This window comes from Streptomyces sp. HUAS MS02 (assembly GCF_055702265.1).
Window position 1 is genome coordinate 6,932,105 of the sequence record NZ_CM146747.1, and the last position, 12,841, is coordinate 6,944,945.

The 12,841-nt window shown below is 72.7% G+C and carries 13 protein-coding genes; 7 read left to right on the forward strand and 6 right to left on the reverse strand.

Annotation, left to right across the window (positions count from 1 at the left end):
- Nucleotides 1-157: 157 nt before the first annotated feature.
- Nucleotides 158-1,813 (reverse strand): alkaline phosphatase D family protein, encoded by a 1,656-nt coding sequence (locus tag ACZ9QC_RS29845; protein WP_472915935.1) that lies wholly within the window; start codon nucleotides 1,811-1,813, stop codon nucleotides 158-160.
- 103 nt (nucleotides 1,814-1,916) lie between these two features.
- Nucleotides 1,917-2,561, reverse strand: coding sequence for an HNH endonuclease family protein (locus ACZ9QC_RS29850; RefSeq protein WP_472915936.1), 645 nt, complete (start codon nucleotides 2,559-2,561; stop codon nucleotides 1,917-1,919).
- 571 nt (nucleotides 2,562-3,132) lie between these two features.
- On the opposite strand from ACZ9QC_RS29850, the gene ACZ9QC_RS29855 reads away from it, so the two are divergent.
- Together ACZ9QC_RS29855 and ACZ9QC_RS29860 are read left to right on the forward strand one after the other, a co-directional pair.
- Nucleotides 3,133-3,714 carry a TMEM165/GDT1 family protein gene (locus ACZ9QC_RS29855; protein WP_472915937.1) on the forward strand — a complete coding sequence of 194 codons (582 nt, stop codon included), beginning with the start codon at nucleotides 3,133-3,135 and terminating at the stop codon, nucleotides 3,712-3,714.
- A gap of 176 nt (nucleotides 3,715-3,890) precedes the next feature.
- Complete coding sequence (locus ACZ9QC_RS29860) at nucleotides 3,891-4,562, forward strand: HAD family hydrolase (protein WP_472915938.1); 672 nt, start codon at nucleotides 3,891-3,893, stop codon at nucleotides 4,560-4,562.
- A gap of 180 nt (nucleotides 4,563-4,742) precedes the next feature.
- Here ACZ9QC_RS29860 and ACZ9QC_RS29865 read toward each other — a convergent pair whose 3' ends face one another.
- The gene (locus ACZ9QC_RS29865) at nucleotides 4,743-5,699 is read right to left on the reverse strand and encodes an NAD(P)-dependent oxidoreductase (protein ID WP_472915939.1); all 957 of its coding nucleotides are present in this window, start codon (nucleotides 5,697-5,699) and stop codon (nucleotides 4,743-4,745) included.
- A 69-nt stretch (nucleotides 5,700-5,768) separates the two neighbouring features.
- Here ACZ9QC_RS29865 and ACZ9QC_RS29870 point away from each other — a divergent pair, with 69 nt between their 5' ends.
- On the forward strand, nucleotides 5,769-6,131 hold the full coding sequence (locus tag ACZ9QC_RS29870) for a winged helix-turn-helix transcriptional regulator (RefSeq protein ID WP_472915940.1): 363 nt from the start codon (nucleotides 5,769-5,771) through the stop codon (nucleotides 6,129-6,131).
- A 234-nt stretch (nucleotides 6,132-6,365) separates the two neighbouring features.
- Entirely contained in the window at nucleotides 6,366-6,644 is a 279-nt protein-coding gene (locus ACZ9QC_RS29875) for a DUF6959 family protein (protein ID WP_472915941.1), read from the forward strand.
- Nucleotides 6,645-6,767: 123 nt separating this feature from the next.
- On the opposite strand, the gene ACZ9QC_RS29880 is transcribed toward ACZ9QC_RS29875, so the two are convergent.
- Both ACZ9QC_RS29880 and ACZ9QC_RS29885 read right to left on the reverse strand, forming a co-directional pair.
- On the reverse strand, nucleotides 6,768-7,088 hold the full coding sequence (locus ACZ9QC_RS29880) for an antibiotic biosynthesis monooxygenase family protein (protein WP_472915942.1): 321 nt from the start codon (nucleotides 7,086-7,088) through the stop codon (nucleotides 6,768-6,770).
- 51 nt (nucleotides 7,089-7,139) lie between these two features.
- Complete coding sequence (locus tag ACZ9QC_RS29885; protein WP_472915943.1) at nucleotides 7,140-8,252, reverse strand: peptidoglycan-binding domain-containing protein; 1,113 nt, start codon at nucleotides 8,250-8,252, stop codon at nucleotides 7,140-7,142.
- A gap of 209 nt (nucleotides 8,253-8,461) precedes the next feature.
- Between ACZ9QC_RS29885 and ACZ9QC_RS29890 the strand changes: the two genes are divergently transcribed.
- Nucleotides 8,462-10,684 carry an MDR family MFS transporter gene (locus ACZ9QC_RS29890; protein WP_472915944.1) on the forward strand — a complete coding sequence of 741 codons (2,223 nt, stop codon included), beginning with the start codon at nucleotides 8,462-8,464 and terminating at the stop codon, nucleotides 10,682-10,684.
- Here the strand turns inward: ACZ9QC_RS29890 and ACZ9QC_RS29895 are convergent.
- Nucleotides 10,590-11,234, reverse strand: coding sequence for a GNAT family N-acetyltransferase (locus tag ACZ9QC_RS29895; RefSeq protein WP_472915945.1), 645 nt, complete (start codon nucleotides 11,232-11,234; stop codon nucleotides 10,590-10,592). The genes ACZ9QC_RS29890 and ACZ9QC_RS29895 overlap by 95 nt on opposite strands.
- 203 nt (nucleotides 11,235-11,437) lie before the next feature.
- Here ACZ9QC_RS29895 and ACZ9QC_RS29900 point away from each other — a divergent pair, with 203 nt between their 5' ends.
- Both ACZ9QC_RS29900 and ACZ9QC_RS29905 read left to right on the forward strand, forming a co-directional pair.
- A complete protein-coding gene (locus tag ACZ9QC_RS29900) occupies nucleotides 11,438-12,202 on the forward strand; it encodes a hypothetical protein (RefSeq protein WP_472915946.1) in 765 nt (254 codons plus the stop codon).
- Between the two features lie 5 nt (nucleotides 12,203-12,207).
- Nucleotides 12,208-12,828, forward strand: coding sequence for a hypothetical protein (locus ACZ9QC_RS29905; protein ID WP_472915947.1), 621 nt, complete (start codon nucleotides 12,208-12,210; stop codon nucleotides 12,826-12,828).
- The last annotated feature ends 13 nt before the right edge of the window (nucleotides 12,829-12,841 follow it).

A 12,841-nucleotide genomic window follows, 5' to 3' on the forward strand; every position in this document is an offset into this window, starting at 1 on the left:
GGTGCGGCTGACCGCCCGCCGGCAAGCGGACGGTCCGCCTCATCATGCCGTCGTACGCGACGGGAAAAGAGCCTTGGGGCTCATCAGGGGCGCCGGGTGTGGGATGCCTCACGAGCATCTCGGACAACAGGGGCAACAACCGTGCGCAATGGGTGGATTAGGGGGTGAGTACCGACTCGGATGCCGTTTCGAGGTGCGCCTTTCCGCCCCGCCGGATCCGTGCGCGATCCAGTCGCAGGCGCGCCGAACGGCCGTGCAGGGTCAGCGTCATGAGGTGGTTGCCGAACCACGGGCCGCCCGTCCTGCGCCAGTCGATGGACGGCCGCTCGCCCCGCCCGTGCCGCCCGAACCACCGGCCGAGCGCCCGCCCCGTCCCGCTCCAGCCGAAGCGGAAGCCGAGCTTTATCGAGAGCGGGATGGAGTTGTGCACGGGGGAGCAGGTCAGCTGGAGCACCCGGGCGTCGGGGCCCCGGGCCCCGCCCGGCCCGCCCTCGGGCCACGACGGTTCGGCGATGTACGCGTGGTGCACGTCCCCGGAGAGCACCAGGACGGTCGCCGGGGCGTCGGCGCCGCCGCCCGTCTCGGCGATCAGCCGGGTCAGGGCCTCGAAGGAGGCGGGGAAGGCCGCCCAGTGCTCCAGATCGGCGCCCTGGCGCAGCTTCTCCCCGAACCTCGCCCAGCGGTCCCCGCGCTCGCCCCGGCAGAGCGCGGCGCTCCAGGACTCGGCGTCGTGCACGAGGTGGGGCAGGAGCCAGGGCAGCGAGGTGCCGATGAGGAGATGGTCGTACGAGCCGCGCGCGTCCAGCGCCTGGTCCCGCAGCCATCGCGCCTCGCCGGGGTTCAGCATCGAGCGGTTGCCCTCGTCGAGCACGCGCGCCGCCCGGGAGTCGAGCATCAGCACCCGTACGCGGCCGAAGTCCCGCCGGTAGCTCCAGCGGACCGAGGCCGGGTCCCGGTCGGCCTCGGCGGCGTGGGCGCGCAGCGCGTCCGTTCCGTCCGGGGTGGCGCGTACGGCGGTGTGGACCGGGTCGGTGGCCAGTTCGGCGGGGGAGAGGTTGCCGAGGTGCTGGTGGACCCAGTACGACATCAGGCCGCTCAGGATCCGCTCGCGCCACCAGGGCGTGGCCCGCATGTCGGCGAGCCATGCCTCGCTGGTGTTCCAGTCGTCGATGACGTCGTGGTCGTCGAAGATCATGCAGCTGGGGACGGTGGAGAGCAGCCAGCGGATCTCGGGGTCGAGCCAGGACTCGTAGTAGAGGTGGGTGTACTCCTCGTAGTCCGCCACCTGGTCGCCCGGCGGGTCCGTGAGGTCGCGGCGGGCGGCGAGCCAGCGGCGGGTGGCGTCGGAGGTCTCGTCCGCGTACACCTGGTCGCCGAGGAGCAGCAGGACGTCGGGGCGCTCCGCGCCCGGTTCGGCGGCCAGTCGGGCGGCGAGCGTGTCGAGGGCGTCCGGCCCCACCGGGTCCGGACGCCCGCCGGGCGGGGCGGCCCAGCGGCAGGAGCCGAAGGCGACCCGGACGGTGTCGCCCTCGCCGGGGGTGCGGATCTCGGAGGGCGGGTGCGGGGAGTCGGGCAGGGGCCACACGGGTGTGCCGTCGAGGAGCACCTCGTACGCCGAGACCGTGCCCGGCGCGAGTCCTGTCACCGGGACCAGCGCGTAGTGGTGGCCGGCGATCTGGAAGGTGCGGGCCTCGCCGCGCCCGCCGCCGGCGCAGCGGACCTCGGCGACGCAGGGACGGCTCGCCTCGACCCAGACGGTCGCGGACGAGCCGTCCACATATCTCAGCAGTGGTCCCAGGCGCAGCCCCGCCATGAGCGATCACCCTCCTCCGTCGCCCCGTACGGTACGGAACGACGGACGGGAACGGGGAGGTTCCGGACCACTTTCTCGTGCGAGTCCCAGCGTGACGCGCGTGTCAGCAGTTCGCCAGGTAGCTGGTCAGGGCGCTCTTCTCGGCGGAGTCGACCGAGAGGTCGTAGTAGTACTTCACCTGGACCCAGGCGCGGACGTACGTGCAGCGGTAGGCCGTGCGCGACGGCATCCAGGTGGCGGGGTCCTGGTCGCCCTTCGCCTGGTTCACGTTGTCGGTGACCGCGATGAGCTGCGGGCGGGTGAGGTCGTTGGCGAAGGCCTGACGGGTGGCGCTGCTCCAGCTGTCGGCGCCGGAGTCCCAGGCCTCGGCCAGCGGCACGAGGTGGTCGATGTCCAGGTCGGAGGCGAGTGTCCAGGTGGCGCCGTCGTACGGGGAGTACCAGCTGCCGCTGGTGGAGGCGCAGGCGGAGTCGGTGACGACGTTCGTGCCGTCGCGCTTGAGGACCGTCTCGCGGGTGTTGCAGGTGCCGCTGATGGTGATCCAGTGGTTGAACAGGTCCCGGTTGTAGCCGGTGCGGTCCTCGGTCGCCACGGTGAGGGTGGCGAGGTAGGAGCGGGCGGTGGCGGCGCTGACGGGGGTGGGGAGGGCGGCGGAGGCGGTGGGAGCGTTGAAGAGCGCGGCGGAGGCTATCAATCCGCTGAGCGCCGCGAGTATGCTGACTCGTCGACGCGCGTAGAACCTGCGCATATGAACTCCTTGTGGACCCGGGGTGGGGTGGGGAGCGAGCGATTGAAGGGTTGCGTCGTGGTGTTACCGGCGGATGTGCGTCGGGTGAGAAGTTAATGACGTGCGCATGACACAACAAGGGGTGCGGGCGTGATTGGTGCCGGGCGCCTCTGCGGAGGGGCGCCTTGGGGGGCTGGGTGCCTGGGCCGGGTCGGCGGGGGCGGTGCGGGTGGTGGGTGAGGGTGCGGGTGCGTGGGGGCTTCTCGCGCAGTTCCCAGCGCCCCTGGAAAGCAGGGGCTGCGGCCTCGTGCTTCTCATCCCTCGGGGCGCGGGGAACTGCGCGACGCGCTCGGCGTACCATGGACCCCGCAGAAGGGGAGTAGCTCTTCGCCGGACCGTCGACACACTGCTCAGCTCGTCTGAGCCGGCGCCCGGAGGCGGGTCCCGATGACCGGGACCGCGCCAGCGAGACCTTCGGCAAGCAGTGCACCGCCCGTGCCACCCGGCACGGGCCGACCGTGTGCTGCCGTGCCGAGGTGTCGCGACAGCGGATGATTTCTCTCGGCGGGGCGGCCCGACCGATTGAGGAACCTTGATCAGCTTCAGTGTCACGGCGCTCGTCTTCGGCGTCGTCTTTCTCGCCGAACTCCCCGACAAGACCGCCCTCGCCGGACTCGTCCTCGGCACGCGCTACCGCGCCTCGTACGTCTTCGCCGGAGTCGCCGCCGCGTTCGCCGTGCACGTCGCGCTCGCCGTGGCCGCCGGCAGTGTCCTCACGCTGCTGCCGCAGCAGATCGTGCACGCCCTCACCGGCGTGCTCTTCCTCGGCGGCGCGGCCGTGCTGCTGATGAAGAAGGACGAGGACGAGGAGGAGATCCGCAGGCCCGAGGACCAGAGCTTCTGGAAGGTCTCGGGCGCCGGCTTCATGCTCATCCTGGTCGCCGAGTTCGGCGACCTCACCCAGATCATGACGGCGAACCTCGCGGCCCGGTACGACGACCCGCTCTCCGTGGGGCTCGGGGCCGTCCTCGCGCTGTGGACCGTGGCCGGACTCGGCATCGTCGGCGGCAGGGCGCTGATGAAGCGGGTGCCGCTGACACTGATCACGCGGATCGCCGCCGTGCTGATGCTGGGGCTCGGTGTGTGGAGTCTGTGGGAAGCCGTGGCGGGATGAGTGAGCCGTACGGGTGAAGGGGTGGCGGGCGCCGGGATTGTTTTGTACCGTAGAGAAACAAAGTGGCTCCCGCCCGCATTCCCTGACCGGTGGGCGGGGCCGCCTTGTTCCCTCCGGGCCGCCTCGCCGGGTGCGACGCCGCCCGCGACCCCCTTCTCCGCGCCTTGGAGCTGCTGATGACGGCCACGACCGTGCTGACCGCCCGCGCCCTCCTGCTGGACATGGACGGCACCCTCGTCAACTCGGACGCCGCCGTGGAACGCGTCTGGCGCCGCTGGGCCGAGCGGAACGGGCTGGACGGCGCCGACATCATGAACGTCGTCCACGGCCGTCAGGGGTACGCCACGATGGCCGTCCTGCTGCCGGACCGGCCCCTGGAGGAGAACCTCGCGGACAACGCGCGGATGCTCGCCGAGGAGACCGCCGACGTGGACGGCGTCGTCCCGATACCCGGTGCACCCGCGTTTCTCGCCTCCCTCGTCGCCGGCGGTGTGCCGCACGCCCTCGTGACCTCGGCGAACGTCGCGCTGTCCACGGCCCGGATGGGCGCGGCCGGGCTGACGCTGCCGGACGTGCGCGTCACCGCCGAGTCCGTCGGGGCGAGCAAGCCGGACCCCGAGGGCTTTCTGAAGGGCGCCGCCGAACTGGGCGTCGCGCCCGAGGACTGTGTCGTGTTCGAGGACTCCGAGGCGGGGATCCGGGCCGGGCGCGCGGCGGGAATGCGGGTCGTGGGCATCGGCGAGCGGGCCCGCCCCCATGGACCGGACGTCGTGGTGCCGGACCTCACCGCGGTGCGGGTCGAGGTCATGGGGGAGGACGGCGGGCCGATCCGGCTCACGGTGGGGTGAGATTCGTGCAGGGGCTCGCGGTGGTTTGAGGCTCGTGCAGGGGCTCGCGGTGGGTGAGCATCGTGCAGGGGCTCGTGGCGGGCTGAGGCCCTCGACCGGCCCGGGATCGGCGTCTGGCTTCCGGGTCGCCCGGGTCGCCCGGGTCGCCCGGGTCGCCCGGGCCGGTCGAGGGGCGTCGGGTCAGTGCTGGAGGTCGAGTACCTCCGTCAGGCGGGTGAGGCCGTCCGTGCCGTGGCCCTGCGCGATGGCGCGGCGGACGAAGCCCTCGGCCGACCGCATGACGCTCGCGTCGATGCCGTGGGACTCGGAGACCTCGATGACGTGGGTCATGGTCGACAACGCCGACGTGAGCGGGTTGCCCTCGCCGGAGTGCCGGCCGCTGTCGACCTCCTGCGCGCTGTCCTCGAAGAGCGGCGGCAGGATCGCGGCGATCCCCTGGGCGAACGGCGTCAGTTCCCGTGCGCTGACACCCTCGGCCCGGGCCAGCGCCAGGGCGTGGGTGTAACCGGCGATCGAGGTCCAGAAGAGGTCGAGCAGCGCGACGTCGTACGTGGCCGCCCGGCCGATGTCCTCGCCCAGATGGGTGTGGGAGCCGCCGAGCGCATCCAGCACGGGCCGGTGCGCGCGGTGGAGGTCCTCGGGGCCGCTGTAGATGTACACGCCGTCCGGGGTGCCGATGGCCGGCGTCGGCGTCATGATCGCCCCGTCCAGGTAGTCGATGCCGTGCTCGGCCGCCCACGCGGCGGTGTCCCGGGCCCGGTGCGGGGTGTCGGCGGACAGATTGACCACCGTGCGGCCCTTGAGGGCCTCGGTGACCGCCGGGGTGCGCAGGACCGCGTCCGAGGCGTCGTAGTTGACCACGCAGACGACGGTCACCGGGCTCGCGGCCACCGCCTCCTCGGCGGAACCGGCGCCGATCGCGCCGCGCGCCACCAACTCCCCGTCGCGGCCCGGCGTACGGTTCCAGACCGTGGTCCGCACCCCGGCGTCGAGGAAGGCCCCGGCGAGGGCCCGGCCCATCGGGCCGAGGCCCAGTACGGTGACGGCGGGAGCGGGGGTGCTGTTGCCGGGTGTGCCGGAAACGGCGGTGGTGGGGGCGGTGGTGGTCGCCGTGTGCTGTTCGGTGTGTGCGGGCATGACTCGGTAACTCCTGTGGAAAATGGGTGAGTTCGTCGGATCGCGACTGAGGGGAACGGGGGAGCGGAAATGAGGCGCAGGCGTGCCCAGGACACGGGCGTGTGCGGGGTGACCGCGGCGATCGCCGTGATCGAGGGGAAGTGGAAGCCGTCGTTGCTCTGGCTGCTGGAGTCCGGCCCGCACCGACCCGGTGAGCTGCGCCGGCTGCTGCCGGGGCTCAGCGAGAAGGTGCTGACGCAGGCGCTGCGCGAGATGGAGACGGACGGGCTCGTGCACCGGGAGGTGCACGATGTGCTGCCGCTGAAGACCGTCTACTCGCTGACGCCCTTCGGCCGTGAACTCTCCGAGGTGCTGGGGCCCTTGTCCGACTGGGGGTACCGGCGCCTGGAGAGACTCACCGGGGTCACGCCGTCGGCGACGTCGTCGCCGTAGCTCGCAAACTCGCAAGCTCTCAAGGCCTCAAGGTCTCACTGTCACGTCATCGTCTCGTCTTCCGTCCCCGTTCACGTGGCGCGCGCCCCGTCGGCCGCGCCCTCACCACAAGGATCGTCGGGCACCGGCCGGCCGCCAAGTACCCACAAAAAGGTGGGTACTCACGGGGCGCCGACCGCGTCGGTGGAGGGTTGTACGCCGCAGGGCGCGGGCGCCTTGGGGTTGGATGACCGGATGGAACGTATCGAGGCCGAACTGTTCACGGATCCGGGCAACGACGCGGTGGTCCGTCTGCCCGCGCGCAGGTTCCCGGGCGTGCTGATCCAGGGCGATTCCCTGTCGGTCATCCGCGCCGACGTCGCCGAGATCGTGGACGCCTGCGACCAGGGCGACATCGGCGAGGCGCGGGAGGCCGCGGCCCTCGTCCTCACCCACCTCGACGAGCTGCTGGCTCACTACGGCGGTGCCCTCAAGGCACACGGCATCCCCTTGCCGTACCACGAGGCGCCCTGATCGCCGATGCGAAGGCCCCCGCCCGGGTGCGGTGATGCGGGCGGGGGCCTTGGCGCGGGGCGGGCGTGTGGCGGGGCCTTCGCGCGGGGCGGCGTGGGACGGAGCCTCGCGCGGGGCCTTGCGTCAGGAGTCGGTCTTCGGGCCCGTCTGCTGGAGGACCTCGAAGGTCCAGACGGAGGAGTCGGAGGCGGCGGGCCTGGGGCGGTCGCCGCCGCCCTGGTGGGCCTGCTTCATGGGGCCCTCCATCCATGCCTGGAAGGCGGCCTCGTCGCGCCAGCGGGTGTAGACGAGGTAGTTGTCGGTGCCGTCGACGGGGCGCAGCAGCTCGAACCACTCGAAGCCGTCGGAGTTCTCGACCACCCCGGCACGGGAGGCGAACCGCTTCTCCAGCGTCTCGCGCTGCTCGGCCGGGACGGTGAGGACGTTGATCTTGACGATGCTCATCCCCTCATCCTGCATCACCCGGGCCGAGGGGGCGGCCGCCGACCCCCGTCGTCACGGCTTCTTCGTCTCCGACTCCAGGCGCTTCCGGGTCACCAGGCCGTAGACGCCCGGCTCCTCCTTGTCCTTCGTGATGCCCCGGGTGTTCTGGTAGACGATGACGGCCTGTTCGAGCTGGTCGTCGAAGTTCTGGTCGATGTCACCGGTGTAGAGGCCCAACTGCCGCAGTCGGAGCTGGAGTTCGGTGACCTCGGGGTCGTCGTCGCCGACGCGCAGTGTCTTCGGGCCCCTCAGCCGGCTGTCGTCCGCCTCGCTCGCGTCGGCGGCCGAGGAGCCGGTGGAGGCGCCCGCGCTCGGCCCGCTCTCTTCGGGGCTCGGCGACACGGACGGCGACGGCGAGCCCGACGGCTCCGAGGGTGACGGAGAGGGCGACGGGCTCTTGGAGGGGCTCGGCGACCCCGCGCCGCCGCTCGACGGGGCGGGTGCGGGCACCCCGCCCCCGGCCCCGGTGCCGCCCTCCCCGGACGGCTCCACAGGCGAGGCCTCCCCGTCGGGCGACGTGTCCGGCACGCTCGCCCGCCAGTCGTCCGGCAGTGCGCGGTCCCGCTCGGGGGCCTCGTACGAGAACAGCCCGCTCGCGAATCCGGCGGCGGCCATCACTCCGGCGGCGGCCGTCCCGGCGAGGGCCACCATCAGCCCCGTACGGCGGCGGCGCCGGCCCCGGGCGCGCCCGGCCGACGGCGGTGCGGTGGCGGGGGACGGGGGAGCCGGAGGGGAGGAGAAGGCGGGGGTCGCGCGTGCCGCCGACGTCGCCGTGCTCATCGGCGTCGCGGTCGTCGGAGTCGTGGTCAAGGGCATCGCGGTCGTCGGCGCCGTGGTCAGCGGCATCGCGGTCGTCGGTGTGCTGTCGGGGCCCGGGCCGGGGGCTTCGGCGGCTCCGGGGGTTCCGTAGTGCCGCGCGGTGCCGTAGGGGGCGTCGGTCTCGTCACCCAGCTCCACGTAAGGGCGTATCCGGAGGGGGTCGAAGTCCTCCGCGGCCGCCGCCTCGGCCGTGCGGGTCTCCAGCAGGGCCTCGGACGCGCGGCGGCCGCACGCGCAGGACGGCGTGCCGTCCGAGGCCCGGGGTGTGAAGCACTCCGGGCATATGTGACTGGTCGGTTCACTCACGTGTCGTTCCTCCCCGTGAAGACTCCAGAGTTTAAGCAAAGGGCCGACACAGAATCTCCCGAACACTTCGGGAATCGGGGGTTCCGGAAACGCTTCGACAGGCCATAACCGGTCACACCGACCACCATGGGAACGGACATGGAGGAAGAGGAAGAAGGAGAGGAGACTGAGGGCGCTGTACGAGGCCCTCGGGTCCTCAGGAGGTCTGCATGACCGACGACACCAGCCACGAGCCGGGCCCTCGCGAGCCCGCGCACGGGCCCATGAAGGGGGTCTCCCACGGGCCCGCCTCCACCGGCGCCGCCGCCGGCCGCACACCCCCGTCCGGCCCCCGTGGCCACGGCGTCCCCACGTCGGAGCGGGTGCCCGGCGGGGTGATGGTCTCCATCGGGGCCCTGCTGCTGGGGATGTTGCTGGCCGCGCTGGACCAGACGATCGTGTCGACGGCGCTGCCGACGATCGTGAGCGACCTCGGCGGGCTGGAGCACCTGTCGTGGGTGGTCACGGCGTACATGCTGGCCGCGACGGCGGCGACCCCGCTGTGGGGGAAGCTGGGCGACCAGTACGGCCGCAAGCGGCTGTTCCAGACGGCGATCGTGATTTTTCTCATCGGGTCGGCGCTGTGCGGAGCGGCCCAGGACATGCCCCAGTTGATCGGGTTCCGGGCGCTTCAGGGCCTCGGCGGCGGCGGGTTGATGGTGCTGTCGATGGCGATCGTCGGCGATCTCGTGCCGCCGCGCGAACGCGGGCGCTACCAAGGGCTGTTCGGCGCGGTCTTCGGAGCGACGAGCGTGCTCGGGCCGCTGCTGGGCGGGCTGTTCACCGAGCATCTGAGCTGGCGTTGGGTGTTCTACGTCAACCTGCCCGTCGGAGCGGTCGCGTTGGTCGTCATCGCCGCCGTGCTGCGCATCCCGCGCAAGGCCGAACGGCATGTCATCGACTACCTCGGGACCTTCCTGATCGCCTCCGTGGCCACCTGTCTGGTGCTGGTCGCCTCCCTCGGCGGCACCACCTGGGACTGGAACTCGCCGCAGGTCATCGGCCTCTCCGTGCTGGCCGTGCTGCTGGTCGTCGCTTTCGTGGCCGTCGAACGGCGGGCCGCCGAACCCGTCCTGCCGCTCAAGCTGTTCCGCGTCCGCACCTTCACCCTGTCCGCCGTCATCAGCTTCGTCGTCGGGTTCGCGATGTTCGGGGCGATGACCTATCTGCCGACGTTCCTGCAGGTCGTGCACGGTGTCTCGCCGACCATGTCCGGTGTGCACATGCTGCCGATGGTGTTCGGGCTGCTGCTGTCCTCGACGGTCTCCGGGCAGATCGTCAGCCGTACGGGCCGCTGGAAGGTGTTCCCGCTCGCCGGGACGGCCGTCACCACGCTGGGCCTGCTGCTCCTGCACCAGCTGGACGCCGACAGCGGCGACGGCGAGATGAGCGCGTACCTCTTCGTCTTCGGGGCCGGGCTCGGTCTCGTCATGCAGGTCCTCGTCCTCATCGTGCAGAACGCCGTCTCCTACGAGGACCTCGGCGTCGCCACCTCCGGCGCGACCTTCTTCCGGTCCATCGGTGCCTCTTTCGGCGTAGCCGTCTTCGGTACGGTCTTCGCGGGCCACCTCGGCGACAAGCTCGCCGACGCGCTCGACGGGGCCGCGCTGCCCGCCGGTGTCACCGTGGAGGGACTGAAGGCCGACCCCCGCGAGATCGCCGACCTCCCCGCCGCGCTGCGCCCGCCCGTCCTCGACGCGTACGCCTCCTCCATCACCGACGTCTTCGTCTACGCGGCCCCGGTCGCGCTGCTCGGCTTCGTCCTCGCCTGGTTCCTGCGCGAGGACCGGCTCCGGGCGTCCGTGACGGCGCCGGACGCCACCGAGACGCTCGCCAGCAACCCGGTCGAGCGGTCGTCGTACGACGAGGTGTGCCGGGCGTTGTCGGTGCTCGGTTCCCGGGAGGGCCGCCGCGAGATCTACCGGAAGATCACCGCACGGGCCGGTTACGACCTGCTGCCCGCGACGAGCTGGCTGCTGCTGCGGATCCGGCGCTACGGCTGGGCCGAACCCGCCGTCCTCGCCGAGCGCAGCACCGTCCCGCTCGACGTGATCATGGCCGCGACCCGGCAGGTCGAGGAGTGCCGTCTCGCCCGTCGCGACGGCATCGACCTCGTCCTCACCGACGCCGGCCATGAGGCCGCCGACCGGCTCGCCAAGGCCCGCGAGGACTCGCTCGCCGAGCTGCTCGGCGACTGGTGGGGCCGCGACCGCCCCACCGACCTGGTCCGGCTCGTCGAGGAACTCAACGCCGAGCTGTGCGGCTCCGACGAGGAACGGCCGCACTCCGCAGGGGCGATCACCCGTCGGCCGGCCGTCGGGCGGGGCCCGGGGACACCGCCGACACCTCCCGCGCCGCCCACGGCTCCGACGTCTCCGTCAGTGCCTTCGTGAACCAGTGGTCCGCGTACGCGTGGTCGTTGTGCGGGGCGCTCTCCGCGTAGCCGAGCCGGGCGTACAGCGCGCGGGCCTCCACCAGGTCGTTCCGGGTGTCCAGCACCATCCGTTCGGCGCCCAGCGCGCGGGCCGCGTCCTCGGCCGCCGTCACGAGCAGCGCGGCGCCGCCCCGGCCCCGGGCCCGCGGCCGTAGGTAGACCCGCTTCAGCTCGGCCGTCGTGGCGTCCGCCAACCGCACCCCCGCCGTGCCGACCGGCTCGCCCTCGTACCGTGCCACCAGCAACAGCCCGCCCGGAGGCGCGAGGTACTCCCCGGTGTCCGCCGCGACCTCCCGCTCCAGTTCGTCCGGGTCCGTGGCACGCCCTTCGTGGAGCCGGTACCAGCGGTCGCTGACCTCCGTGTAGTACGCCCGCCACAGGGCCGCGGCCACGGCGGAGTCGTGGGGCTCGGCGGCCACGGACCAGTGCTCCGGAGCCGGCGTGCCGGTGGTGCGGGGCGTGAGGGGCTGCGGAGCCGGCGGGGGTGTCGAACGGGTCATGGTGGTCATTGTCGGGAGCGGGACGGGGCGCCTCGCAAACGATTTACGCCGCCGCCCCCGGTGTCACGCGGTCGGCACTCGGTTGTCCCGCGGTCGTCCCGCGGTCGTCCCGCGCGCACGCGCTTGCCGTTTGAACGAACGGGTTCGGGCAACCCGGTGCGAAACGGCCCGACGGGGCGAGACGCCCGGGCCGAGGACTCTGGAAGGCATTCATGTCCACAGGATTGATCATCGCTTTGATCGTGATCGTGGCGCTCGTGGTCGTCGCGGCCGCCGTCCTGACGCTGCGCGCCCGTAGGGGCGCGGGTGGCGGCGGCTCGCTGAAGCGGCGCTTCGGCCCCGAGTACGACCGGACCGTGGCCCGCCACGACGGTGACGAGCGGGCCGCCGCCCGGGAACTCGCGGAGCGGGTCAAGCGGCACGGCTCGCTGGAGAAGCGGCCGTTGCCGAGCGCCGAGCGCGAACGCTACGAGTCGCGCTGGGCCGCCGCCCAGGAGCGCTTCGTCGACTCGCCCCGTGAGGCGGTCGCCGAGGCGGACCTGCTGATCGCCGAGGTGGCCGAGGCCCGCGGCTTCCCGGACGGGAACCGCTACGAGACCCAGCTGGAGGCGCTCTCCGTCCACCACGCCCACCATGTGCACGGCTACCGCCGGGTGCACCTCGCGGCGCACACCACCGGCGACACCGCCCAGGGCCGCACGGGAGCGTTCGACGGCAACGGTGTCGGCCCCGGCCCGGGCACCGGCACCGAGGACCTGCGCGAGGCCATGATCGAGGCCCGCGCCCTGTTCGAGGACCTGGTGACACCGAGCCGCCGGGACGCGCGGGTGGACCGCGACGCCTCGGCCGGACACGCGGGCCGCGCCCACCGCGACGGCTCGGCGCGACGCGACGTGCGCGACGGTGCGGTCGACGACGGCCGCCACCGGTCCCATCTGCCATGGGCGCCGGCCAGGCGCCACGCGAAAGGGAGTTGAGGGGGATGACCGACGACATGACGAGGGGCGAGGGCATCCGCGAACGCGGTCCGCGTGACACGCGGGAGGCCGACGCGAGGCGGGACGGCACGCGGGCGAGCGGCATTCCCCCGGGCAGCCGCGCGGCGGACGCGGCCGGTTCGGCGGCGAGCGGCACCGGCGCTCCGCTGGTGGCCGGCCACGACACCGAGGAAGGCCGCACGGGCGGCCCTGCCGAACACAGGACAATGGGTGTCCGCGACGAGCCCGGCCGGGTCCGTGGCGCAAACACCTCTGGCCCGGGCCGCGGCGAGAACGCCACCGGGGCCGGGGCCTCCGCCGGGAACGGCTCCCGGTCCACCGGCTCCCCGCTGCTGCCCCATGACGAGAGCGACAAGCTGACGCTGCGGCTGCAGCACGCGGTCGGCGGGTTCGTCGACGGGCCCCGGTCCGCCGTCGAGGAGGCCGACCACGTACTGGAGGAGGTCACCGCCCGCTTCACCGACGCGATGACCGAGCGGCGCCGCACCCTCCGCAACACCTGGGAGACCGGGGCCGACGACCGCGCCGCCGCCACCGACACCGAACAGCTCCGCCTCGCCCTGCGCGACTACCGCGAGCTGACCGAACGGCTGCTGCGCCTCTGACGGCGACAGCGGC

Coding starts and splice junctions, on each gene's coding strand:
- ACZ9QC_RS29845 (WP_472915935.1), bottom strand. CDS start 1,813: ATGGCGGGGCTGCGCCTGGGACCACTGCTGAGATATGTGGACGGCTCG.
- ACZ9QC_RS29850 (WP_472915936.1), bottom strand. CDS start 2,561: ATGCGCAGGTTCTACGCGCGTCGACGAGTCAGCATACTCGCGGCGCTC.
- ACZ9QC_RS29860 (WP_472915938.1), top strand. CDS start 3,891: ATGACGGCCACGACCGTGCTGACCGCCCGCGCCCTCCTGCTGGACATG.
- ACZ9QC_RS29865 (WP_472915939.1), bottom strand. CDS start 5,699: ATGCCCGCACACACCGAACAGCACACGGCGACCACCACCGCCCCCACC.
- ACZ9QC_RS29870 (WP_472915940.1), top strand. CDS start 5,769: ATGAGGCGCAGGCGTGCCCAGGACACGGGCGTGTGCGGGGTGACCGCG.
- ACZ9QC_RS29875 (WP_472915941.1), top strand. CDS start 6,366: ATGGAACGTATCGAGGCCGAACTGTTCACGGATCCGGGCAACGACGCG.
- ACZ9QC_RS29880 (WP_472915942.1), bottom strand. CDS start 7,088: ATGAGCATCGTCAAGATCAACGTCCTCACCGTCCCGGCCGAGCAGCGC.
- ACZ9QC_RS29890 (WP_472915944.1), top strand. CDS start 8,462: ATGACCGACGACACCAGCCACGAGCCGGGCCCTCGCGAGCCCGCGCAC.
- ACZ9QC_RS29895 (WP_472915945.1), bottom strand. CDS start 11,234: ATGACCACCATGACCCGTTCGACACCCCCGCCGGCTCCGCAGCCCCTC.
- ACZ9QC_RS29900 (WP_472915946.1), top strand. CDS start 11,438: ATGTCCACAGGATTGATCATCGCTTTGATCGTGATCGTGGCGCTCGTG.
- ACZ9QC_RS29905 (WP_472915947.1), top strand. CDS start 12,208: ATGACCGACGACATGACGAGGGGCGAGGGCATCCGCGAACGCGGTCCG.